At 43.9% G+C, this 22,505-nt stretch carries 21 protein-coding genes; 10 read left to right on the top strand and 11 right to left on the bottom strand.

Going from position 1 to position 22,505, the window contains the following annotated elements; all coding sequences use genetic code 11:
• Window positions 1-236: 236 nt before the first annotated feature.
• Window positions 237-1,244: a succinylglutamate desuccinylase/aspartoacylase family protein gene (locus tag OCV50_RS17840; protein ID WP_261905139.1), complete on the top strand. Its 1,008-nt coding sequence runs from the start codon at window positions 237-239 to the stop codon at window positions 1,242-1,244.
• A gap of 228 nt (window positions 1,245-1,472) precedes the next feature.
• Here OCV50_RS17840 and OCV50_RS17845 read toward each other — a convergent pair whose 3' ends face one another.
• The 4 genes from OCV50_RS17845 to OCV50_RS17860 form a co-directional block, all read right to left on the bottom strand.
• The gene (locus tag OCV50_RS17845; protein WP_261905140.1) at window positions 1,473-2,192 is read right to left on the bottom strand and encodes a DsbA family protein; all 720 of its coding nucleotides are present in this window, start codon (window positions 2,190-2,192) and stop codon (window positions 1,473-1,475) included.
• Window positions 2,193-2,259: 67 nt separating this feature from the next.
• Window positions 2,260-2,814: a protein disulfide oxidoreductase gene (locus OCV50_RS17850; protein ID WP_261905141.1), complete on the bottom strand. Its 555-nt coding sequence runs from the start codon at window positions 2,812-2,814 to the stop codon at window positions 2,260-2,262.
• A gap of 6 nt (window positions 2,815-2,820) precedes the next feature.
• Window positions 2,821-4,833 (bottom strand): protein-disulfide reductase DsbD family protein, encoded by a 2,013-nt coding sequence (locus tag OCV50_RS17855; RefSeq protein WP_261905228.1) that lies wholly within the window; start codon window positions 4,831-4,833, stop codon window positions 2,821-2,823.
• An 815-nt stretch (window positions 4,834-5,648) separates the two neighbouring features.
• Window positions 5,649-5,897, bottom strand: coding sequence for a hypothetical protein (locus tag OCV50_RS17860; RefSeq protein WP_261905142.1), 249 nt, complete (start codon window positions 5,895-5,897; stop codon window positions 5,649-5,651).
• A gap of 231 nt (window positions 5,898-6,128) precedes the next feature.
• Here OCV50_RS17860 and OCV50_RS17865 point away from each other — a divergent pair, with 231 nt between their 5' ends.
• Window positions 6,129-7,733, top strand: a complete 1,605-nt coding sequence (locus OCV50_RS17865; RefSeq protein ID WP_261905143.1) for a mechanosensitive ion channel family protein — start codon at window positions 6,129-6,131, stop codon at window positions 7,731-7,733.
• A gap of 167 nt (window positions 7,734-7,900) precedes the next feature.
• On the top strand, window positions 7,901-8,728 hold the full coding sequence (locus OCV50_RS17870) for a RecX family transcriptional regulator (protein ID WP_261905144.1): 828 nt from the start codon (window positions 7,901-7,903) through the stop codon (window positions 8,726-8,728).
• Here the strand turns inward: OCV50_RS17870 and OCV50_RS17875 are convergent.
• On the bottom strand, window positions 8,718-9,512 hold the full coding sequence (locus tag OCV50_RS17875) for a response regulator transcription factor (protein ID WP_261905145.1): 795 nt from the start codon (window positions 9,510-9,512) through the stop codon (window positions 8,718-8,720). The genes OCV50_RS17870 and OCV50_RS17875 overlap by 11 nt on opposite strands.
• A 242-nt stretch (window positions 9,513-9,754) precedes the next feature.
• Here OCV50_RS17875 and OCV50_RS17880 point away from each other — a divergent pair, with 242 nt between their 5' ends.
• From OCV50_RS17880 to OCV50_RS17890, 3 genes are all read left to right on the top strand, one after another.
• On the top strand, window positions 9,755-10,657 hold the full coding sequence (locus tag OCV50_RS17880) for a DUF3187 family protein (protein WP_261905229.1): 903 nt from the start codon (window positions 9,755-9,757) through the stop codon (window positions 10,655-10,657).
• 159 nt (window positions 10,658-10,816) lie between these two features.
• The gene (locus tag OCV50_RS17885) at window positions 10,817-11,851 is read left to right on the top strand and encodes a porin (protein ID WP_261905146.1); all 1,035 of its coding nucleotides are present in this window, start codon (window positions 10,817-10,819) and stop codon (window positions 11,849-11,851) included.
• Between the two features lie 137 nt (window positions 11,852-11,988).
• Complete coding sequence (locus tag OCV50_RS17890; RefSeq protein ID WP_239839693.1) at window positions 11,989-12,294, top strand: hypothetical protein; 306 nt, start codon at window positions 11,989-11,991, stop codon at window positions 12,292-12,294.
• A gap of 228 nt (window positions 12,295-12,522) precedes the next feature.
• On the opposite strand, the gene OCV50_RS17895 is transcribed toward OCV50_RS17890, so the two are convergent.
• Entirely contained in the window at window positions 12,523-14,370 is a 1,848-nt protein-coding gene (locus OCV50_RS17895) for a M3 family metallopeptidase (RefSeq protein ID WP_261905147.1), read from the bottom strand.
• Between the two features lie 476 nt (window positions 14,371-14,846).
• On the opposite strand from OCV50_RS17895, the gene OCV50_RS17900 reads away from it, so the two are divergent.
• On the top strand, window positions 14,847-15,437 hold the full coding sequence (locus OCV50_RS17900) for a hypothetical protein (protein WP_261905148.1): 591 nt from the start codon (window positions 14,847-14,849) through the stop codon (window positions 15,435-15,437).
• Window positions 15,438-15,577: 140 nt separating this feature from the next.
• On the top strand, window positions 15,578-16,486 hold the full coding sequence (locus OCV50_RS17905) for an aldo/keto reductase (protein ID WP_261905149.1): 909 nt from the start codon (window positions 15,578-15,580) through the stop codon (window positions 16,484-16,486).
• Between the two features lie 59 nt (window positions 16,487-16,545).
• On the opposite strand, the gene OCV50_RS17910 is transcribed toward OCV50_RS17905, so the two are convergent.
• A complete protein-coding gene (locus tag OCV50_RS17910) occupies window positions 16,546-17,217 on the bottom strand; it encodes a prepilin-type N-terminal cleavage/methylation domain-containing protein (protein ID WP_261905150.1) in 672 nt (223 codons plus the stop codon).
• A gap of 203 nt (window positions 17,218-17,420) precedes the next feature.
• On the opposite strand from OCV50_RS17910, the gene dbpA reads away from it, so the two are divergent.
• Window positions 17,421-18,800, top strand: a complete 1,380-nt coding sequence (gene dbpA, locus OCV50_RS17915; RefSeq protein ID WP_239839697.1) for an ATP-dependent RNA helicase DbpA — start codon at window positions 17,421-17,423, stop codon at window positions 18,798-18,800.
• A gap of 75 nt (window positions 18,801-18,875) precedes the next feature.
• On the opposite strand, the gene OCV50_RS17920 is transcribed toward dbpA, so the two are convergent.
• On the bottom strand, window positions 18,876-19,049 hold the full coding sequence (locus OCV50_RS17920) for a hypothetical protein (protein ID WP_032550409.1): 174 nt from the start codon (window positions 19,047-19,049) through the stop codon (window positions 18,876-18,878).
• Window positions 19,050-19,295: 246 nt separating this feature from the next.
• Between OCV50_RS17920 and OCV50_RS17925 the strand changes: the two genes are divergently transcribed.
• Window positions 19,296-20,135, top strand: coding sequence for a DUF6279 family lipoprotein (locus OCV50_RS17925; RefSeq protein WP_261905230.1), 840 nt, complete (start codon window positions 19,296-19,298; stop codon window positions 20,133-20,135).
• A 7-nt stretch (window positions 20,136-20,142) separates the two neighbouring features.
• Here OCV50_RS17925 and OCV50_RS17930 read toward each other — a convergent pair whose 3' ends face one another.
• The 3 genes from OCV50_RS17930 to OCV50_RS17940 are packed head-to-tail and all read right to left on the bottom strand — an operon-like array spanning window position 20,143 to window position 22,462.
• Entirely contained in the window at window positions 20,143-20,769 is a 627-nt protein-coding gene (locus OCV50_RS17930) for a 3'-5' exonuclease (RefSeq protein WP_261905151.1), read from the bottom strand.
• Window positions 20,770-20,803: 34 nt separating this feature from the next.
• On the bottom strand, window positions 20,804-21,196 hold the full coding sequence (locus tag OCV50_RS17935; RefSeq protein WP_261905152.1) for a PPC domain-containing DNA-binding protein: 393 nt from the start codon (window positions 21,194-21,196) through the stop codon (window positions 20,804-20,806).
• A 60-nt stretch (window positions 21,197-21,256) separates the two neighbouring features.
• Window positions 21,257-22,462, bottom strand: coding sequence for a DEAD/DEAH box helicase (locus OCV50_RS17940; protein WP_261905153.1), 1,206 nt, complete (start codon window positions 22,460-22,462; stop codon window positions 21,257-21,259).
• Between the last annotated feature and the right edge of the window lie 43 nt (window positions 22,463-22,505).

A 22,505-nucleotide genomic window follows, 5' to 3' on the forward strand; every position in this document is an offset into this window, starting at 1 on the left:
AGTTATTAATTTCATTGCACTTTTGTTTCATTTTTATTTTTGATAGTGAATGAATAATCGATTATTGGGTTGTTTTTGATTTTTTATTCGTTTGCAACGGGAGGAGGAAATCGAGGGGTAACTTATTGTTATGACTCAATTCATTCATGGAATTAAAGGTTGTTATGAGGATCGATTAGGTTATGATTCAACCTGTGGTAAACGGATTAAATTAAGCGCAATGGCGGGGAAACCGAATGAAAACAGAGTACTTAGGAGATGTATTACAAGGAAGACAGGTAATTACCTCTCTTAATGTTGACGATCTCCCAGTTGGAGAGCACCAGTTTTGGTTTCAAGTGACCAGTGATGGGCTTGGTCAGCCTAAGAATATGCCTGTGTCTGTTTTCAAAGGGAGCCAAGACGGGCCAAAGCTAATGATAACTGCGGGTATTCATGGTGATGAGCTGAATGGTGTGCTTGCCGCGCAACAGATCATTCGTGAGCTAGTCGGTAAAACGTTGAAAGGGACGGTGACGATTGTACCGACCGTTAACCTACCGGGCCTGTTGAATCATAGCCGTGACTTTGTCTCCTCGGATCCAGGTTCGTGCCCTGCTAACTTAAACCGACTATTTCCTGGTGATGCTCATGGCTTAGCGGCCGAAAGATTTGTGGCATCGTTATGGGAGCATTTATTGAAGCGCAATGCCACGTTTGCTGTTGATCTTCATACCCAAACTCGTGGTGCGGTTTACCCACTATATGTATTCGCAGATTATCGTATCGAACAGTGTGTTGAAATGGCACGCCTAATGAGACCTGATTGTGTTCTAAATGATCCCGGTGATCCTGGTATTTTGGAAACGGTTTGGAACCGAAGTGGTATTCCAAGCATTACCGTTGAGGTAGGAATGGGCAAAGTGACCCAACCAGAAATGATTCAGCGTGCGGTGGATGGGGTATTCAATATTCTCGGTTATTACGGCATGTTGGATGAAAGCTTCGAAGCTTCTTCCTTACCTGATATCGATTGGGTCGCAGGTGACAGTGTTGTCTCCATACGAGCAGATATTGGTGGTTTTGTACTGCCTCAAGTGACGCTGTTACAGCAGGTTACCGCTGGTGATCTGTTAGCCATTCAATATGATGCGTTTGGCAATGAATGTCGTCGCTATTTATCGCCTTCGAAAGGGCACGTATTGAGTTACAACGTGGATGCGCTTCGAGAGCCTGGTGCTTTAGTTGCGCGTTTACTGTGTTAGATGAAACAGCACCGATAAATCATAGATAAAAAAAAATCGAGCAGAGCTCGGTTAAAGGACAGTGGCCATAGAGTAGGCATGTTTGTTGAGCTCTTTGTCTCAACACTCTCTAAGTTAGTCGCAGTAAATGAAACTTATGTGGACTAATGATGACACTTTGAAACCACTTTAATTTCATTGAGATGACGAAAAATGGAAGCGTAATTCGCTTCCATTTTTTATGCTGACTTAAAACGCTTGGTCTACGACGTCTTTAAGCCTGTCATAAGGCATGTATCCCGGAAGAAGCTGACCATTAATGATCATTGTTGGTGTCCCAGTTAAACCCAACGCAGAAAATGTTTGATGGTTGGTTGTAAGAACAGAATCCAGCTCAGGTGTCGACTTTAACAGGTCTTCTGTGCCTGTTCTTTTCGCTACCGCTTCCAGAGAACGAGTGGTATGTAAGCCGCTCTTTGCTACAAGGAGATCATGAACTTCGCTATACGCTTCTGGTTTTTGTTGCCACACATTCATCGCGTAGAGCGCAGAGTTGGTGTCAATTTTATCGAGTTTCTGCTGCTTGAATGACATGTAAACATTAATCACTTTAATGTCGTTACTCTCTTCGACGAGTTGACCTAATGCCTTCTCTAGACGTTTACAGTAAGGACAGTTGTAGTCAGTAAAGTTGATGATGATGTTTTTGCTGTCTGGATTTCCCATGATTGGATGAGCAGGGTTGTTGTAAAGCCAATCATGACTGTTAGCTTGTGCCTTTTCTGCTTGCTCCTTACCCGCTAGATATTGCTGTAAGCTGGTATGTAGGCCAGAAATGGTTTCTGGATTCTCTTTCAGAAAGGTGTTGATCTCTTCCAGTTGTTGCTCTTGTTGAGAGCTTAATGCTGCGAGTGCTGTGGTAGAAAATAAAGCACTAAGGATAACGCCAGCCAGTAGATGTTTCTTCATTATTGATTCTCTATTTGAGGCCACTCTTCATGTCTAGTTAGAGTGGCGTTGTTATCAGTTAGGTTGTTTACGCCAAGGCTGCGCGTAACCAAATGCCCAGAGGTGTGGTGACACCCGTTGTAATACTTTTGATTTCTCCATCTTTAATGATGGCAATAGTCGGCGTGACGCTGATTGCCCAATCACGGCCAATGTGACCGTTAGTATCGTTGAGCACACCAAAGCTGTAGTCCTTAGCTTGCATATAACGCGATACTCGCTCGTCAGAGCCGGAAGACAAAGAGACAGAGACGACATTGTGAGATTTCGCTAACCAATCGACACTTGGACTGACGAACTTACACGCGCCACACCAAGTAGCCCAGAAGTAGACAATCACAGGTTCTCCTTGCTTACTCAGCTCTAGGAGATCGATTTGTTCTCCTTGAATTGTCGTTCCCACCATAGGTAACGCATCACCTTGAGGCATAGACTGTGCGCGATAGAAATCCATTGCTGCAGAGATAATGCCGACAATAAGTAGGATGGATAGCAGCTCTTTGCTCCAACGTTTAATGCGCTGACTGACTCCGCCTTTCTTTTCAGCGAGTTGTTCCGTTTCATTGGTCTTGGGTTGAGCCATAATTGTTTACCTCGCAGATTCGATAGTACTAACCACCGTGTCACTATTTAAGATGACCGGCAGTGCGATACCTTTTGGTGCATCAGGGCCGTAAACAATATTGAATGGAACACCGTAGCGACCGTTACTTTGCAAATAGTCCGTAACGCGGTCACTTGGCGTGGTCCAATCGCCTTTCATCAGCACCATGTCTTGTTGTTGGAGGTGAGCATAGACAGGATCTTGCAAGATCACGCCTACCTTGTTCGCTTTACAGGTGATACACCACTCGGCGGTGACATCGACAAATACCGTTTTACCTTGAGCGACCAAGGCTGGAATTTGTTTAGCATCGAGCGGCTGCCATGGAAGATCGTCAATGATAGGGGTTCTCCAGCGCTCTGCCGTCATACTTCCGGCAATTAAGCCGACACCAGACAGTACAGTCGTGATCGCCAAGAGAGGCGCCATTACTTTACGTCCAAGTTTCATTCCTACCCAAATCAATACAGCGATGAACATCGTCGTGCAAAGAACAATGGTCGGAAATAACCCGATAAATGGCTTAAGCAGGCTAGCTAACCAAAGGCTGGTTACAAACATCATGAAACCAAACAATAGCTTCACTTTATTCATCCAGGTGCCAGGCTTAGGTAGGAGTCGTGTCAAACTTGGGAACAGAGCAAATACCAACCAAGGGGAGCTCATCCCTAAACCAAGTGCTAAGAAAATAGCCCAAAGTTCGACGTAGCTGGCGCCTAAAGCATAGGCAACCGCCGTCCCTAAGAAAGGAGCACTACAAGGTGTCGCCAGCAGCGTAGCAAACATGCCTTGCACAAAATGACCCGAGTGCGAATTGTCGCCCTGTGTCGCCATCCATGTACTCATTCCTGAGGGGAGTTGAAGCTCAAACAAACCAAGTAGGTTGAGTGAAAACAGTAGGGTAATGATTAACATCAATGTGATGAACCAAACACTCTGGAATTGGATGCCCCAACCAACGGCATTGCCGCCCAGTTTGAGTAACGTCATCCCCGTCGCAAGTAGGGCAAATGAAGTCATCACCCCTAGTGCTGACGCGATAAACGAGATCCGAATGTGGTTATTTGATGCCCCTTGATTCTGGACAATGCTGTTGAGTTTCATACCAAGCACTGGCAGCACACACGGCATAATGTTGAGAATCAATCCTCCAATCAGCGCAAATCCAACCATGACCCAGAAGCCTTGGGTTGTGTTTTCATACGCAATAGGCTGAGCGCCGACGGTAGCAGACAACTCTTCTGCGAAGCTGGTATCCGAGATGGTTACGTTAACGACACGCTCTGTAAGGTCGACTTCACCCAACCAATTTGAAACGTCAAATACTGCGGTTAGTGTGTTGTTTGTGATATGCAGAGTTGGCTGAGCAAAAAAGTCATCGATGACAGATTCACCATCAATCAAAACTTGCGGCTTGTCCCATGCTTGATCATTGTCGAGCTGAGCCACAAGCTGCTGATTGGTTTTGTCCCAGAACAACTGCTCGTTTGATACGTGGTAAGCAGACTTAGGAGCACGACTCATGCCTTGGTTGAACAAGAACATTGCCTGTTCATCAAGAGCGAGTGATTGACCATCAATAGGTAGCTCAATTGCGTAATCGTGAAGCACGCAGATGGTTGTACATGATGGGAACGTCAACTTGGCGCGAAACAGTGCGGGTTGACTCGGGTCTTTTAGCGTTAACGTCACCGGGAAGCTAACGTGCTTTTTGTACCCGAGCGTCATCACACCCAGTTGCTCGTAGTATTTTGGAATGGGCCAATGCCACTCGACAGATTCGATATTGCTCGACTCTGACCAGTCCCAGCTCGGCGGAATACCACCTTCACCTGGGCTGCGCCAATAGGTCTTCCACTCTCCAGAAAGCTCAACATCAAGGACAGTTTGAATGACCTTTCCGTCGTTTGATTGTTCGCCTGTCGACATCATCCGCATTTTTACGGGTGGGTGCTCAGGTGCGCTGATCCAGCCTGTGCTTTGAGCATAAGCAGCCATTGGCAACAGTATTAATAACGTAGCCAGAAATTTTACGCATATGCGAGTAGCGGCTGCTAAACGATCAGCAACGCTATGGGTTCGTGTGTTGTACACAAATGTATCTCCAAAAAGTAAATAAAAAGGGTGAGAGGCCCTCTATCTACTCTCTAAATATACAATGCTCTAAGTGAATGCGGTGCTTAACCGTTCTTGCTGCTCGATCGTGATTCGCTGGAATCCGAGAGGATCTAGGTGCGCTAACAAGTGCAATAACAAGTAAAAAAGCGAGAGGAAGAACCCATCCTGTTAGTGGTGCTGAAAAAGACGGTAGGTTTTTGGAGAGACTACAACTGCTTTTATCAGGAGAGGTCAAAGGCTGAGAAGCCTCAGGTCCAAAAACATTGTTATACAGCGACTGCACTTCTGAAGAAGTTTCAACAGAAGATGAGGGTTGGGTGGCATTAGTAATAGAAGGTACAGGTTGTGGGAATGTTTTACCTTTAGATATACCAACCGCCAAGCAAGTCATGATGACTAGCCCGGTAAGCATTAAAGCCCAAAGTGAGCGCTGCTGGGTCTGGTGGTAGTTGGGTAAAACAGACAGTGTAGATTCCTGCACATCATAAAATAGTGTGCACTAGGGTAGTGAATAAATGAATTGCCGACAAGTCATAATCGCGTTAAAGCTGAGAACAAATGTAACAAGGTGAATGGGTTTGACTGACACAGGGCAAAGAGTAACCACGAATGGAGAACAAGCTTGAAAGCGAACGATACAAAAAAGCCAACCCTTAGGCTGGCTTTAGATTTTTAATGTGTCGATTTTTGATGAATTAGTGAGTACGGCGAGGGCCGTTGCGCACTAAATCTTTACCCGTTTCGAATATCTCATCGGTGATCCAGCGAGAAAGAAGGAGTTGGTGGCTGCTATTGAATACAGCAACGAAGTGACGACCGTCTGCATTGTTGGTTGCCATACCAACGCCTTCAACACCCTCTAGGCCTAGACCGCCAGACTCAACGGCAATCAGAAACTTCTCTAGTTCTTCCAAAGAATCAATAATATCAAGTTCGTTATTCATCTTTATTACTCGTTATTTTACGGTTTAGCGACTTCCATTATAGCTTTTTATAGAGCCGCATTTTTTGTTGGGCGCTACTCTACAGGTCATCCGCGTAGAATGAAACTCTCAAATTTTTGAACTCTCTTGGAATTCTGAGCGAGATTTGAATTGTTTCTATTTAAATAATTGTTATTCATATTCTTTTTACTATTCTTTAAAGTGGTTTTCGGTCTTTATTAGAGGTTAAGGATGATGAATTTTTGGCGATATCTACTGTTGATGTTGGCACTGGTAACGTCTGTGAGTTTTGCAGAAAGCATCGAGAAAATATCAGAAACTCAAGATCAGTTAATGGTGGAGTTAAGTGAGCTACAATCCGCTCATGAGGCTGAGAAGCCTTTTCTAGAAGATATTTTGAGGCGTAAGAACCAAGGATTACGTGACGAGCTTTTCACTCAGTTATCTTCCGACAACAAGGTGCTGGTGGACAAAGTACTTGGGCAACAAGTAACGATGCTTGAGCAACTTCTGGAAATGAACGAAGTTAAGATCGTCACTCTGAGTAAGGAGAATAGAACGACAGAGGGTGAAGCGAAAAAGAGCATTGAGCTGCGCGTCCAGAAACGTATCGGCATGATGGATGATTACTATCGTCAGTTGGCGAAAACGCTCACTTGGTCAAGCGATCGTGGTATTGATGTCGCCGCATCTAAAGAGAAGCTTAAAATGGCGCTCGTTGCGCGCTCCGAATATCTGACTAATGCCATTTTATACACAGATACTCAGCGTCAAGATTTAGAAAAACGTCTCGCCTTTGTTGGTGACGAAGAAAAGGCGACTATAAACAGCGAGTTGGAACGTTTTAGTGAGCGTACGAGTGTGATGGTCGCCAGCCTTGAAGAGACCATCTCTTTGATGGAGCCTTACGGGGTCGATGTGACGTCATTCAAGCGAGTATTACTGGCAACAACCGGTGACATTAACGCCGATGTATTGGAGTGGAATGTTGCTCGTGACTTGCTAGAAGGCTGGGTGAGAAGCTTTGGTTCGTGGGCATTTGAGAATACACCATCGTTTGTGGTTAAGTTTGCGCTGTTTCTGGGCATTCTCTACGCAACCAGTCTGTTAGCAAAACTTGCTCGTAAAACCGTTCGAAAGAGTGTCTCTCACTCTAAGATGGACTTTAGTGTCTTGATGCAGGACTTCTTTGTCTCGATCGCATCAAAAGCGGTAGTGTTCATCGGCTTGCTCATTGCACTATCTCAGATTGGTATTGAGCTCGCACCGCTACTGACCGGTTTTGGTGTTGCGGGTGTGATCATCGGTTTTGCATTACAAGATACGCTCTCTAATTTCGCGTCGGGCCTTATGATCCTTATCTACCGCCCATACGATGTAGGCGATATGGTAAAAGTGGCTGGAGTGCAGGGCACAGTTAAAGACATGAGCTTGGTGTCGACGACAGTGCAGACCATCGATAACCAACGTTTAGTCATTCCGAATAATAAAATCTGGGGCGATGTGATTAACAACATTACCGCGGAGCGGGTTCGTCGTGTGGATATGGTGTTTGGTATTGGCTATTCCGATGATATCGACAAAGCGAAGGCGGTATTGAATGACATCATTATCACTCATCCTAAAGTGCTGAAAAAGCCAGAGCATATGATCAAGCTTCATACATTGAATACTTCATCGGTTGATTTCGTGGTAAGGCCTTGGGTTAAAACCGACGATTACTGGGATGTTTACTGGGATGTGACTGAAACTGTGAAGAAACGATTCGACGAGGAAGGTATCACCATTCCATTCCCTCAGCGCGATGTGCATATCTATAATCATGAACAGAGTTAGACGGTTAACTTGGTCGTTAGATTGAGCTACTGACAACAAGAGAGAAAATAGACGTTCGTACAGCGTCTATTTTTTTGTTCCACATATCTTTAAACGCGTATTAAATCTCTGTGATGTCGAATAATTCGGTATCATGGCCACAGACTGAAATAGCGAAGCATAGCGACATGGATAACCCAGAGCAGAAACCACGAATCAGAAAAGCGACCCGTATTGAGAGTGTCATGAACTCTGCGATGTGGCACCTCACTCAGCGAGATATGACTGAACATGAACTTATCTCTAAGCTAAAGGTAAAAACGGATAACCAAGAGTGGATTGATGAAGTTCTGCAGCGAATTCGTGATTTTGGGTATTTGAAATCGAATCAGGATTTCGCTGAACAGTTTGTCGAACAGTCCTTTTTTGGCGAGTTCGGGTCGTCCTATATTCTCGAAAAATTGAAGAAGAAAGGACTAAAAGAATCAGAGATTTATGATGCTATCCATAAAGTCAAAGCTGACAAGAATATCGATGAGCAGGGGCTACTCAATGAGCGGATCAATAGCTATTACACTGAGTTCAATATCAGCAGAGAAAAGCTGGTTGCTACCTTGCAGAAGCGAGGATTTAGCTATCAACAGGTCAAGATTGCCATTGATCAGCATCCAAGTAGTTCGAATCTGAAAACCAATATTCAAATCAAGGCAGAAAAGGCTGATTTAGAAAAAGAGGTTTTAAAGTACGCGCGTAAAGGCAAAGGGCTAACTGCCATCAAACAAGAACTCAAGCAACGTCAGATTGATACTGATGGTATCAACGAACTCATCGACAGGCTGATCAATGAAGAGCAACTAGACTTCTATTCAAGCTGTTTAGAACAACTTCAAAAGAAGTCTTACGACGTGAATGATCATAAAGAGCGAGCAAAGGCATACGCTATGCTCTCTCGTAAAGGTTTCTCTTCAGATGAAATTAAATTCGCACTCTCCGAGGTTGATGGCTCTAACGAATAGCGCAAGAGTTTTCGACAATGCCGAGCCCGTTTCTCAATGCGAATTGAGTCAACTCGATATGATTATCTAGGCCAAGTAATCCGAGCATTCGGTACTTATGAGACTCAATGGTTCGTGGGCTCAAATGGAGCTTCTCGGCACACTCTTTGGCGCTATGGCCCTGAGCGATTAATGCTAGCACTCGGGATTGCTTCTTCGATAACAAAAGCAGCTTGTCACTGTCGTCTTGCAGGCAAGTTTCACTCTGTTTCAATGAACGCGCCAACGTTGAGTGTTGCCAATAACAGAGCCAGATCTCACAAATCAATTTAAGACGCTGTATGTCGTCTTGAGCGAGCTTTCTTGAGGGATCATGGAAGTTGCTAAATGATAGTGCCCCCCAACGCTGTCCAAAAAGTTGCAAAGGGATAATGCAGTGCCATCTTCCCCCTTCATTGTGCAACTGCTTCAAAACAAAGTTGCCGTTGTTGGCCATCTCATGTTCGTTGAACGTGAGATAAGTTTTGGGTGTTTTGAGTAATTTGAGGTAATCATGGTGATTACCACCCACAAACAGGTTCTTATTGATAGGTGGGATATGCTGCTTAGATACAGAGCAAGTTTTGCCTTCTTCTAGACAAACCATTGAGTTTGGAAACAGAGTCAGTCTATCAATGTCAAACCAATCAAGCACGTCGAAACCAGCCTCTGACCAAGCACGATTAAAATTGGAAGGGTCACAGTTAATTAGCGCAGACGATTGCTCCATAACTAATTGTTCGAAGCTCTTTTTGTTTGTATCCATGTGTATACCGGGTATAGCCATATCAATTTCAAGAGAGTACTCAGTGATAATGTACACTGTTCAATTGGCGTATTTATAACACGCGGCGATTTATAAAAAAACAGCATAAATGCAAAGCAGTAAATGTACTGCATAAATCTTAGGTTAATTTTACGACAATTTATTGGTTTTCATTATAGTCTGTCGTTGCCATGAATTCTTTTAATAGCACTTTTTTGCCCATCACCGCATTACCTGTTTTATTGTTGCCTTTTAATGCTGCATCGTCCCCAATGTTTCTTTATGCTCAATCCCCAATTCACTCAAACGTTCTGTCAACGCAACTGCGGAGCGCCGAGCCGAATAGAACAGGAATCTTTGAGTTCAAATCTTCGTATACACAAGCGAGTATTTGGGCCCACACTAGCGATTATTCACTGGATTACTACCAGAATCAGACCCATCTAGCATTGCAGTGGCAAGTCTCTCCAGTTTGGAAAACAGAGCTCGAGTACCGCAAGGTGACAGCGGTAAACAATGGGTTGGACAGTTTTGTGATGGGCTTTCATGATCTATTTGGTATTGGTCAAAATGGTCGAGATGAAGTTGAAGATGATCAATTTAATATGGACTTTCACAAAGCAGGTATTTCAATCTCTGACTTCGAAGGGGATGATTTGACCAATGCTGTGACTTGGTACAACGAGTTACTACTTTATAACCATGGTCCAAGCGCATTATCGATTGGGGGCTCGCTGTTTTACAACAAGGTCAAAGGTGGTGAGTTTGCACGTTCAAGCTTCGAACAAGGGATACAAGCTAACTATAGTTTTATTAATCCACAACATCGAATCTTTACGACATTAGGATTGGTGCATCGTAATGGAGATAAATACGTAACTGAGCTTGAAAACTTCAGCTTTAGTTGGGCTGTCGGATACGAGTACATGTTCAATTTGCGCCATAGTGTTGTCCTTGAGTCATTGAACTATCATGGTTGGGCGACCAACGATCCTGACTTTTCAGAACCTTCTAATGAAGTGGTGCTTGGCTATCGCTACCGCTTGCAACCCGTCATGATTGAAGCGTTGATGACTGAAAACATCCGTAACATGGATAACAGCACCGACATCGCATTTACACTCAGTTTCGGAATTAAAATGTAACCTAAGCTCGATATATAGAGTTCAAATAAAATTCAGGAAAATTATGAAATGCCGTAAATTTACGGTACCTCGCTGAATGAAATTTAATGAGAATGGCGCCACACCAAAAGTCTTGCTGATAAAAGACTTAACAAACACAACATATAGGTAGTGGTCACCATGAAAAAAACACTCATTGCTCTTGCGATTGCAAGCATCTCTAGCTCTGCGTTTGCGGTAAGCACAAGCAGCCAAAATAGCCAAAACGAAGAAATGTTCGCGTTTAATCCAATGCACAAAGATCAGTTCTCAGTATCTGGTTCTTTCGGTGTGGGTGGTTACTACGATACAGGTTCAAAAGCATTCTATGACGATTGGGCAACAGGCCTAACTCTGGCTCTTAATTACCGCAATAACCGCGTTGTGGCTTACGTAGAAACAGACCTAATGCTTAACTACACAACAGACAACAATGTTGCGAATGCTGACGCTGCAACTTCTGGTTGGGTTAACGGCATCGACACTGGTCCTGCAACGCACGTTGATAAAGCATGGATCGGTTTTGATACTGGCTACGGTATCGCGTCTTTCGGTTGGGAGAACGACACAGCTCTAGATAAAGTTGATGGCGCTGGCGATACAACTTACGAGTTCGGTGCTTCTGCTGGTGATGCATCAGATGCGTTCAACGTAGTTAAGTTCCAAGGTGCAACCAACGGTTTTGCTTACGCTATCTCTTACTTCGAGACTGAAGACGATCACAACGATGCAGACAAAGGCGTGAATGGTTACATCGGCCTTGAGCAAGAAGTATTCAGCGTATACGCAGGTTACGAAACTCGTGATGATGAGAAAGACTACGAAGTTTACTCTCTATCAGGCAACATGAAGCTAGGCTCAATGAAACTTGGTCTAAACTCTTGGATTGATCAGAACGACGAGATGAAGAACACTGGTTTCTACTTCTCTGGTGGCTACACGCTATCTGAAGACCTAACAATCGCTGCAGGTTACGCGTTCAACACGAACGAAGAAGACAACCTATCGGATGTTGACTCTTCTTACATCAACGTTGCTGCAATGTACCGAATCTCTGATAACGCTGACATGGGTATCGATATCAAACAAGACCTAGAAGGCGCTCGTATCGGTAGCTCTGACCTTCAATACGATGAGGAAATTCACGTATTTGCAGCGGCTTACTACTACTTCTAAGTTCGTTAATCAGAGAAAGCTTGCCCGGTCTTTCTCTGGCTATTCTCGTGCTTAATAAGCTATCCACTGTTTACAATAAATCGCCACTTCTTTATCGAGGTGGCTTTTTTGCGTCTCTATAATTCTGAGAGTGACCAATGATCAAAAGCATAACAGCGCAGGGGGTGATTTATGGAAACCCTACACTGTTTACCTGCAATCCAAATCGTGAAGGCAAATATGAGCTGGCCCGCAAAGTAGGGCGAGTACCTGGCTCACGCCCACAAGACCTTCAAAACAAGGTATATGTAGATTCACTTGAAGCAGCCTATGAGCTGCTCAAAACAAAGCACTATTACATTGTGTTGTCAGGAAAGGTGTATGGTATTCACCGTAAGTCGTTAAGAAACATCGACTCGGTTGAAATCACTTACCATGAAGATGAATTAATGACACTAGCCTAGTGTATTGTATCTGCGAAGTTGCGCTGTGCCGTCCCTTTTTAGCGCGATAGGAACACCAATCAATCTCAGCATTGGTTTGTGTTTCGTTCTCTCGCCACTCATTTCGGCAACTGCAAACGTAGAACCACAATAAATAAGCCGCTCTATTTAGATTCTGGTCGATTAGAACTCTAATAGAGCGGCTTTTTGGATGATATGCGGCGAATGTTACCGCTTCATATACATTGATTAAGCGTGGTACTTGTCGGCTATATAGCCTTCAAACGCTTCTAGCATCATTTCGTCTGACTTTTGGTTGTTAGCGATCTCAAAGGCGCCATCAACAATACTAATTTGAGCGTTGAGGCTGCTAGCCGATGCTCTCTCTCGTTTCGAAAGTGCAGCAATCTTATCTTGCTCGATTTGCCAAGCTTGAGCGCTGGTTAGATTACACGCGTCGGCTAGGTATTTAGCATTAAAGCCTTCTCCAGTAAGACGCTCGATGGTGGTGTTGTGATTAACACGGTTTCCATCATGCCAGTAATGCTTAGCAAGCAAAGGTCCAATCTCTGGGTTATCGGTTAAGTAACCAAACTTGTCAGTGAAGTAAGCGCGCGTTTGATAAACCGCCATGTGTGCCAGTAAGTAACCTTGGTAAGCACAGGCTGCTTCGTCAGAAAGTAGGTGAGGGATCGCCATCAATGGGCGAGGGCTTGATTCTAACCCTAGGATTTCCTTCTCAGTACGACGAGCAAGTTGAGTGATGTTTTCCGGCGTTAACTCGCTGTCTTCGAGCTGGTAAAGTGCACGTTCAAAGTACGGAACAACCAGAATACAGCGTTCTTGATAAGCCTTGAACGGTTGTTTGCTGTCGATCATCGCTTTGATCAAAGAATCCGGAACAGGCTCGCCTTTTGCGTTCAGTGCATATTGCTTCAGCCAGTCTGCATCATCCAGTAGGCTGTCACAGAACATCGACTGAGTTTCTGCATAAGCCATTGAGGTTGGAGAAAACTCTTGTGAGAAGCAAGGTGCGTTCATCTTCACATTGGCGAAGTGCGCAGCATGTCCTCCCTCATGGAAAAGCGTATTGATACCATCGAAACCGCTGCCCACTTGATCGGGTTTGGCGTTACTGGTGAAGTTGACTTGTGCAGGCACCCATTGACCTTGGTCGTAAAAAGAGGGCGTAGGGCCGTGACAAAAACCATTTGGGTATTTGCCTTTTCTATCGAGTAAGTCGAGCTTAAGTGTCGCCTGGGAATACTCGATATTAAGACGCCCAAAAGATTCTACCCAACGTCTAAGTGATTGTGAAAAAGGCACGTATGGGTCTAGCTCATTCATCACATCACCTGCAAAGGAGTAGGTGAAGTTATGACCTGCGAGCGCAGATTCGCCTTTTTCTTTTGCCAAGTTATTAAGGCTGTTTAGGTGGCTGTCTCGAGTGCGAACCTCGAAGTCATCCAAAATGGCAAACAGCTCTTCGGTCGTCATTTGTTCGGTTTTCACAACTGAGTAGTCGAAGTAGTTATTAAAACCGAGCGAACGAGCGAATGCATTTCTCTGTTGGATCAGCTCAATGAAACCGTTGCCCAGCAACCACTGTTCAAGGTCAAGTAAGGCTTGGTGAGCAGAGCGACGAACAGCTTCACTAGCACTATTTCGAATAGAAGAACCCAGCACAGGTAACGAGCCTTCTACTTGTTTACCTTCTTCATTGGTGTAGGTCATGGTGTGGTTCTGTTTCTTCTCAAACAGTTCGGCTTCAAACGCAATCAATTCAGATTTAAATTTTTGCGCATCCTCACCCTCTATCGCATGAGCTTTGAACGTGGCCAACCAACCTTGAAGGCCTGTTACGGTTGCACTTTTCTCTTCGTCATCTTGGATTAGATACGCTTTATTCAGCTGCGCTTCAACCTCAGCAATTTTGTCTGCATTGCTGAGAAATTGAGTCCATGCTGTTTGTGCGCGCGTTGACCCATCATGGTCGCCGCTAATGCCCATGTACGTATCCCAAAAGAAAGCTTCTTTCTCCTGATGAACAGCTAGGTAGTCTTTGTTCAGCTGGTTGAGGTATTGAGTTGGGTTCATGTTATTCCCTTAATTGATATCCTGATTCGTGTGGCGATCTATCAATGTCACTAGCCCTCAATAATCTATTTTTCGACATCGCGATTTGATCATCGAAGAAGTCATAGCTTACGGCCATTTAGTAAAGTCATTGATATTTAGGAGGTTATTCCTAGGCCACAATGGTGCAAATCATACTTGAACGAGTTACACGGCACAGTGATGTCTATTCCTAAATGGTCATTTATTTGCTCAATTTTAGAAAGTTATTCGTTCTTTTGGTGAATATTAAGTCGCTACGTGTATGTTGAAATTAAATATATAGAATGATATTCTATTTGTGTAATGGTTCTCAACGTGATGGATTACGTTATTTAAGCAAAGTGATTTTCTCTGACGGGCATGCATGCCCGTTTTTTTTGCTTCCAATCCAGTGATTCGTACTTAATTTACTTATATGTACGTATAATCGAAGATTCTATGACAAGGATTTCTTCATGAAACGCATTTCGAACTTTTGCCTCTCTTTTATCCTTCTATTTAGTTTTTCGGCTTTCGCCAGTGAGTCTTGGTGGTTTCGCACCGTGTTTAGCAATGAAATAAGCGCTCCAGATGCCGCGAGTTTGGTGCATGATGCTGAACTGTTTGACTGCGGTGACGAAGAAGGAACGCTGCTGTGTAGTGATGAGACAAACTACTATGATCTAAAGGTGTTTGTTGAACTCGCGTTGATGGAGGGAAAGGTATCATTAACCCGACTCTCTTTAGCTAATACCAAGTTGAATGACACCAAGGCTCAACTCTATTTGCGTAAAGACGGATTACAGCTGAAATCGGCAACCATAAACGGAATTACTTTTGATGTTTTGAAAGAACTTGAGTTAGCCAAGCTGCGAGGTGAGAGCCTGCAAAGTGTCGACCAGGCACTGGTCACTTTTCTGAACACAACGCCTTCTTCGGGCTCTGCATTAATTAGCAGTAAATCCATGGTTTGGTATTGGCCAGAGAATGAATCGGCAGTGGTAATGATGCGACATGAAGAACAAGAAATTGTCATCGAGCTGACTAGAAATATGGTTAATCTGTAAACATCATTGGCCTTGTTCGGGGCTGTTTTTGTAAGAAGTTCACATTTTTGTAGTGGAGCTTATCGGCGATGGCTTTATTAATTTGAGGCTATAATTAAATAAGCATAGGATACGGTTATTACTGATATAGGAGATAACCCATGGTTGCAAAAGTAACAATCGCGCCACAAGGCCCAGATTTTTCTGAGCTGGTTCAAGGATACTGGCGTATGGCTGAATGGGGCATGACTCCTCAACAGCGCCTCACTTTTCTTAAACAGCATATCGACTTAGGCATTACCACAGTAGACCATGCAGATATTTATGGGAACTACCAATGTGAGAAGCTGTTCGGCGAAGCGCTCGCTTTAGAGCCAAGTGTTCGCGAGCAGATTCAGATCGTCACTAAGTGCGACATTAACTTGTGTGGAGACCATACTCCTGACCGCAAGATCAACCATTACGACACCAGTGCTCAGCATATTTATCAATCAGTGAACAACTCTTTGGAGCGCCTCGGCGTTGATGAGATTGACGTTCTACTTATTCACCGCCCAGATGTACTAATGGATGCGGATGAAGTGGCAGAAGCGTTCAACGAACTGTATAAGATCGGTAAGGTGAAGCACTTTGGTGTGTCAAACTTCACGCCTCGCCAATTGGAGCTTTTACAATCACGTTTGGGTAAGCCTTTAGTGACCAATCAAGTAGAGATCAATCCACTGAACTTTGAAGTGGCTCATGATGGAACACTCGATCAACTGCAGATGAACCGTATTCGTCCGATGGCATGGTCATGTCTCGCTGGTGGCGAACTGTTTACAGGCAAGAGCGAACAGGCTGTGCGTGTGCGTAATGAGCTGGAAGCGATTCGTAAAGAGGTTGGTGCTGCAAGTATCGACCAAGTGATTTATGCATGGGTTCGTCGTCTGCCATCAAAACCCTTGCCGATTATCGGCTCAGGAAAGATTGAGCGCGTACAAACTGCGATTGATGCGTTGAGCATCGAGTTGACGCGTGAGCAGTGGTATCGAGTTTGGGTAGCATCGAAAGGTCACGGTGTGCCTTAGGCTTTAATATATCTAGGTTTAGGATATAGAAAGAAGGCCAGCGTTTGCTGGCCTTTCTGTTATGGTTTGGTAGCTACCGTATACTTTTTAAGCTCTTCGTCATAGTCAATACCGTTTGATAGATCGGTAATGCCAGTGACCATTTCTCCATCAACTGCGTTATAAAGTAGGAATGGTGCTTGACTAAGATCACCCTCAATGCTGTAAAAATGGCAGTAGGAAAATTCACCAGTTGGTTGATTAATAAGAAATTTGTAACCGTTTTGTTTAGCTAATTGGAAGTTTGAAAAACTTGGGGTTCTGCTCGTACTTCCCCCTTCTTTAGGAGAATTACCGTAGCGGTTATCTTCATAATGATCAGAGTTAGTCAGATCTTGTAGTAGCCAATAGCAAGAACGATTGTTATTGATCGTTCTTTGGATACCCGACGCTGAATTCCAAACCGGGTAGCAGCTTCCGGTATAATTGGAGTAAATACCTTCGATATTGAAGTCAGTTGCGTTTTCATCACGCCCTTCTTCTACATCTCCCCCGCGCGCCAAACAAGCGGCTTGGTAAATGTTCACGGCAGTTTGAAAGTTTTCTAGTAAGGTAGAACTAGATGCTGATCTTGCATCATCGGCGATGGAAAGAAACCTTGGTGCAGCCACAGCGGCAATAGCTCCAATAATGACAATAATTATAATCAGTTCCAATAGTGTAAAGCCGTTACTAAGAGATTTATGTTTCATTTGCCAATGCCTGTTGGATTAATATTCTAATTTATCAATTAAGAATGATGTACGATAACATATTGAGGCGCTGAGTGTGTCTTAAATTTGAGATGCATTCACTCTCTTTATTAATGAGTAAATTAACAATGGCTACTATTGAGTGGAATATTTTCTAAAAACACTCATAATGCACTCTGTTTTTCATTAGCTGGAATTGTCCTGTGACCACTGCAAAATTCTCTTCAATTGCCCTAAAACCAGAACTTATTCAAACTCTGGACTCTTTGGGTTATACCGAAATGACACCTATCCAAGCACTGAGCTTGCCTTCTATCCTTGGTGGTAAAGATGTCATCGGCCAAGGCAAAACGGGTTCAGGCAAAACTGCTGCCTTTGGTTTGGGTGTGCTACAAAACCTTCGTGTTAAGCGCTTCCGAGTTCAATCATTGGTGTTATGCCCAACGCGTGAATTGGCTGACCAAGTGGCGAAAGAGATTCGTACACTGGCGCGTGGTATCCATAACATCAAAGTACTCACGCTTTGTGGTGGTATGCCAATGGGACCACAAATTGGTTCTCTAGAGCATGGTGCGCACATTCTTGTGGGTACGCCTGGTCGTATTCTTGATCACCTTGATCGTGGTCGTATCGACCTATCAGAACTGAATACACTAGTTCTTGATGAAGCTGATCGTATGCTAGAGATGGGCTTCCAAGATGCGATTGATGCGGTGATCGATGCAGCGCCGAAACAGCGTCAAACATTGCTGTTTAGTGCGACGTTCCCGAAACAGATCAAGTCTATTGCTGATCGTATTATGAATAACCCAGAAATGGTGAAAGTAGAGTCGACGCACGATCACTCAAGTATTCAGCAGCATTTCTATAAGCTTGAAGGCACAGAAGCGCGTGATGATGCACTAGAGCTGTTGCTTCTTCATCACCAACCAGAGTCTGCGGTTGTTTTCTGTAATACAAAGAAAGAAGTTCAGAACGTAACCGATGAGCTCGCACATCGTGGTTTCAGTGTAATTGAACTGCATGGAGACATGGAGCAACGCGAACGTGATCAGGCGTTGGTTCAGTTCTCAAACAAAAGTATCTCGATTCTAGTGGCAACAGACGTAGCGGCTCGTGGTCTTGATGTTGATAACCTAGATGCTGTATTCAACTTTGAGTTGTCTCGCGACCCTGAAGTTCACGTACACCGAATTGGTCGTACTGGCCGTGCAGGCAGTAAAGGTGTTGCTTGTAGCTTCTTTAGTGAAAAAGAGATGTACCGTGTTGCTCAAATCGATGAGTACATGGATATGCCGATTGAGCCATCTGAATTACCGGAAAAACCGGTTGCGAAGCCATATTACTCAAACATGGTGACGATTCAGATTGATGGCGGTAAGAAGGCGAAGTTACGTGCGGGTGACATCCTAGGTGCACTAACAGGCCAAGGTGGTATTGAGGGTAAGTCGGTAGGTAAGATTAACCTTTTCCCAATGCGTGCGTATGTGGCTGTTGAAAAGTCGGTGGCTAAGAAAGCGTTGCGTAAGATTGAATCTGGAAAGATGAAGGGAAGACAGTTCCGAGCTCGAATTCTTAAGTAATTCGAACGCCAAAGTTCTTGTGACGCCCTAACGGCACTCTGATTTCAAAGTGCCGTTAAGACTATCCACACAGCTCTATTCATCTGGGCGAATAGAATAGAGATCATTGATATGCTTACCCTCACCAAGATACCAGTTCATAGCTTCCTGACGATTGTTCGCTAATATCCTTACTGTGGTTATTTTTCCATCTTCAAAATAGCAAAGCTCATATTCTATCTCGCTCGAATAATGAGGAATAGCGGCCATAGATTGCCTCCCAAATACTAACCTGCGATATTTTATGCAAATATCATACCTTTTTGTATGTATAGTTGCTTATCAAGTGGTCAATAAATTACGAAATTCATCACTGCCAACAATTATTTTATTTTAATCATTTACCCAAATAGAGAACTTGGCAAGTTCATCTCTCAATTTCTTTATAAATCCCACCAAATGAAGCACAACAATCTAAACTTTCTGTGAGTAAATGTTATGGATAGAGTAGCTTGTATGAAATTTCATCGATATTTGGCGGTAATATTGGTAAGCCTTGCCACATTCGGATGTGCGACTAAGTTTGCATACAACAATATTGATTGGTTTATTATCTCGTATATTGACGATCTAGTGCCGCTGAGTTCAACGCAAGAGTCTGAGCTTGAGAATCGGTTGGAAGGGCTACAGCAGTGGCATAAATCCACTCAACTGCCTTTATATATTCAGCAAATCAATAACATTCAGGCAAAAAAGCGGCAAACGATCACCGCTGATTTTATTGGACAGCAGGGTAATGAAATTAGAACGCATATTCGAACTATTGTGACAAAATTTTCGCCAGATATATACGCGTTGAGTTTACAGTTGTCGCCAGAACAGGATCAAGAATTCTTAAAAAACTTCAAAGCGAAACAACAGGAATATTATGATGAGCGTTTATCTTTAGATGATAAACAAGCGCGTGAATTCTATTCCGAACGTCTGAAAAAAAGAATGGAACGTTGGTTAGGAGAAATAAACTCAGAACAGAATATCATCATTAAAAACTGGGCTAACGAGTGGGTAAATACTAATCAAGATTGGTTCCAATACCAGAAGAATACTTATCAAGCCGTATCAGATTTGGTGGAGAAAAAAGTCGACTTACCGTTTGTGCAAATGACGATGATGCAATTGTTGCTCGACAACGCCTCCTATTATCCAGATACGCTTCCTCAGAAGCTTAAAACCAATAATCAAATATCGGCCAAATATCTGGTACAAATTGCGAAGACGAGTAGTGACACTCAATGGCAGCATTTCATGGATGAACTGAGCACTCTCAAATCGACTTTGATCGATCTGCAAAAGTAATTCATGCCTATATGTGTCTTTGCTTCTCTAACAGTTGTCGTACCGCTGCTTTGCTTGTTTTCGAGATTTTTTGCATTAGAGCAAAGTCTGGGTTGGTGATACCGTGATGAGAGTGAAGCTCTTCTAACATCACTAGCCACAGTTTAGCTGTCATCTCCGAATCTGCTAACGCTCGGTGAAAGGTGCCGTCATTTTCAATCTGTTTGTAGCGTACAAGGTCACCCAACTTATGCGTTGGTGCATCTTGAATCAAACGGCGCGCGATCAACATCGAGCACGCGAATTGCCCATCATAACCTTTACTAACCAGCTCAAGCTCTGCATCTAAAAAACGCTTATCAAAAGAGGCGTTGTGTGCCACCAAATGGCTGCCTTGGATAAAGTCTGCGAACTCACTCATAACCTCTTCACAGCTTGGTGCAAGCCTTAACATGTTATTGGTAATGCCTGTGTAGCCCTCAATAAAACTGCTGACTCGAAAACCAGGGTTCATCAACTGCTGAAACGTATCGACGACTTCGCCGTTTACTAACTTAACAGCACCAATTTCAATAGCGCGGTCGCCCATGTTGGGAGACAGACCTGTGGTCTCGAAGTCGAGTACGATAACTGAGTGGGCAGAAGGAGATGGCATAGTAATTCCTGATGAAAGTGGCTTAGCGACAATTTTATTTGATGACAAGTTCGGTATATCCGGTCGACTCGTCATGTTCGCGCGTAAATGTGAGATCTGGGTAGGTGTGCAAGATAAGCTCAGCGGTGGTTGCGATGATTGTGCCTTCCAGCAGGTGCCCGCCAATGACTTTACCTGTTTCATCTGCGAGTGAAATATGAATGTGCTGGTGGTCGGGCGTCAGAGTCCCCATTACTGACACAATCTCAAACGGTGCTTCGATTTCAAGAGTCTGGTCAGCGTTGGCTAAACGAAGATGGATAGAGGACACACAGCCAACACAAGAGGCAATCGAGCCTGCTGAAATTTGGTGTTGTTTGACTAAACTTTGAATTGCTTGTTTGAGATCTTGTCCTCTGGACAGCCTTACGGCAATTGGAGTGATCATATTGCTTCCTTACCTTCACGCGAGAAGAAAATAAAAGCGAAGTCTTATGACCTCGCTTCGTTACAGAATGCGTAAATTCTGTTGTTCTCTTTTGTGCTTAGGTACGAAGTTAAGCACAGAAATTGGTACTGGTTTACGAGGCTCAAACCCTTCAATCACACGACGCTCAATCAAATGGCCGAGACGCTTCTCGATGATACAAAGATTTTTAAAGTCATCTTTAGAAAGGAATGAAATCGCCTCACCGGATGCATCTGCACGTCCAGTACGACCGATACGGTGTACATAGTCATCTGCAGGGAACGGTAAGTCGTAGTTGACTACGCGAGTCAGGTTGTCGATATCGATACCGCGAGCAGCGACACCTGTTGCCACAAGGAATTGTACTTTTCCTTTCTTGAAGTCTGCTAGGACTTTTTCACGAATCGCTTGGCTGCGGCCACTGTGGAATGATTCTGCGTGAATACCACGTTTCTCCAACTGAGAAACCAGTTTGGCTGCGCCGTGTTTGGTCTCGATGAAGATTAACGCTTGCTCCCAGTTTCCTTCCTGAATCATATGGCTCAAGAGCGCTGATTTGCGGTCTTTATCGACCGTCACTAGCCACTGTTCTATGTTGGCTTTTGATGCTGCGTGCTTAGCAATTGAGATCTCTTCCGCTTCTTGAATAGCGCTCTTAGCAAGATCACGAACTGGGTTAGATAAGGTAGCTGAGAACAGCAAGTTTTGTACGTCTTGAGGAAGGCGTGCAATGATTTTGTTGATGTCTTCAATGAAGCCCATGTCTAGCATGCGGTCTGCTTCATCAAGTACTAATACTTCTACTTCTTCAAAGTACACGGCTTTTTGACCGTACATGTCGATCAAGCGACCTGGGGTCGCAACCAAGATATCAACACCTTCAATTAAGCGTTCTTTTTGGTGCTTGTATTCAACACCACCGTACATTGCTAATGAGGTCAGGTTTAGGTGCTTTGCATACTTTTTGATATTGCGATCAACCTGAACCGCTAGTTCACGCGTTGGTGCAAGGATCACGGCACGAATACGTTTTTTACGCTGAGTTGTCCCTTTACTTAATATCTCCAAAATCGGCAACACAAAACTCGCGGTTTTACCGGTACCGGTTTGCGCTGCAGCGATAAGGTTACGACCAGAAAGAACAATAGGAATTGCTTTTTCTTGGATTGATGTCGGCTTGTCGTAGCCGAGTGCATTAACGGCTTTAACAATAGGGGAGCTTAATCCAAGTTTGGAAAATGGCATAGGAGCCTCTGTATTTATGAAAATAGAGTCATCGAACGACTCT

It is taken from the genome of Vibrio fortis, from assembly GCF_024347475.1.
In the GTDB taxonomy this organism is placed as follows: Bacteria; Pseudomonadota; Gammaproteobacteria; order Enterobacterales; family Vibrionaceae; genus Vibrio; species Vibrio fortis.

What these genes read in the sequence shown, in the direction of transcription:
- OCV50_RS17845 (WP_261905140.1), bottom strand. Translation starts at nt 2,192, where the DNA reads ATGAAGAAACATCTACTGGCTGGCGTTATCCTTAGTGCTTTATTTTCT.
- OCV50_RS17925 (WP_261905230.1), top strand. Translation starts at nt 19,296, where the DNA reads ATGAAATTTCATCGATATTTGGCGGTAATATTGGTAAGCCTTGCCACA.
- OCV50_RS17855 (WP_261905228.1), bottom strand. Translation starts at nt 4,833, where the DNA reads ATGGCTGCTTATGCTCAAAGCACAGGCTGGATCAGCGCACCTGAGCAC.
- OCV50_RS17865 (WP_261905143.1), top strand. Translation starts at nt 6,129, where the DNA reads ATGATGAATTTTTGGCGATATCTACTGTTGATGTTGGCACTGGTAACG.
- OCV50_RS17870 (WP_261905144.1), top strand. Translation starts at nt 7,901, where the DNA reads ATGGATAACCCAGAGCAGAAACCACGAATCAGAAAAGCGACCCGTATT.
- OCV50_RS17930 (WP_261905151.1), bottom strand. Translation starts at nt 20,769, where the DNA reads ATGCCATCTCCTTCTGCCCACTCAGTTATCGTACTCGACTTCGAGACC.
- OCV50_RS17895 (WP_261905147.1), bottom strand. Translation starts at nt 14,370, where the DNA reads ATGAACCCAACTCAATACCTCAACCAGCTGAACAAAGACTACCTAGCT.
- OCV50_RS17905 (WP_261905149.1), top strand. Translation starts at nt 15,578, where the DNA reads ATGGTTGCAAAAGTAACAATCGCGCCACAAGGCCCAGATTTTTCTGAG.
- OCV50_RS17875 (WP_261905145.1), bottom strand. Translation starts at nt 9,512, where the DNA reads ATGGATACAAACAAAAAGAGCTTCGAACAATTAGTTATGGAGCAATCG.
- OCV50_RS17940 (WP_261905153.1), bottom strand. Translation starts at nt 22,462, where the DNA reads ATGCCATTTTCCAAACTTGGATTAAGCTCCCCTATTGTTAAAGCCGTT.
- OCV50_RS17840 (WP_261905139.1), top strand. Translation starts at nt 237, where the DNA reads ATGAAAACAGAGTACTTAGGAGATGTATTACAAGGAAGACAGGTAATT.
- OCV50_RS17860 (WP_261905142.1), bottom strand. Translation starts at nt 5,897, where the DNA reads ATGAATAACGAACTTGATATTATTGATTCTTTGGAAGAACTAGAGAAG.
- OCV50_RS17900 (WP_261905148.1), top strand. Translation starts at nt 14,847, where the DNA reads ATGAAACGCATTTCGAACTTTTGCCTCTCTTTTATCCTTCTATTTAGT.
- OCV50_RS17890 (WP_239839693.1), top strand. Translation starts at nt 11,989, where the DNA reads ATGATCAAAAGCATAACAGCGCAGGGGGTGATTTATGGAAACCCTACA.
- OCV50_RS17850 (WP_261905141.1), bottom strand. Translation starts at nt 2,814, where the DNA reads ATGGCTCAACCCAAGACCAATGAAACGGAACAACTCGCTGAAAAGAAA.
- OCV50_RS17920 (WP_032550409.1), bottom strand. Translation starts at nt 19,049, where the DNA reads ATGGCCGCTATTCCTCATTATTCGAGCGAGATAGAATATGAGCTTTGC.
- OCV50_RS17935 (WP_261905152.1), bottom strand. Translation starts at nt 21,196, where the DNA reads ATGATCACTCCAATTGCCGTAAGGCTGTCCAGAGGACAAGATCTCAAA.
- OCV50_RS17910 (WP_261905150.1), bottom strand. Translation starts at nt 17,217, where the DNA reads ATGAAACATAAATCTCTTAGTAACGGCTTTACACTATTGGAACTGATT.
- OCV50_RS17885 (WP_261905146.1), top strand. Translation starts at nt 10,817, where the DNA reads ATGAAAAAAACACTCATTGCTCTTGCGATTGCAAGCATCTCTAGCTCT.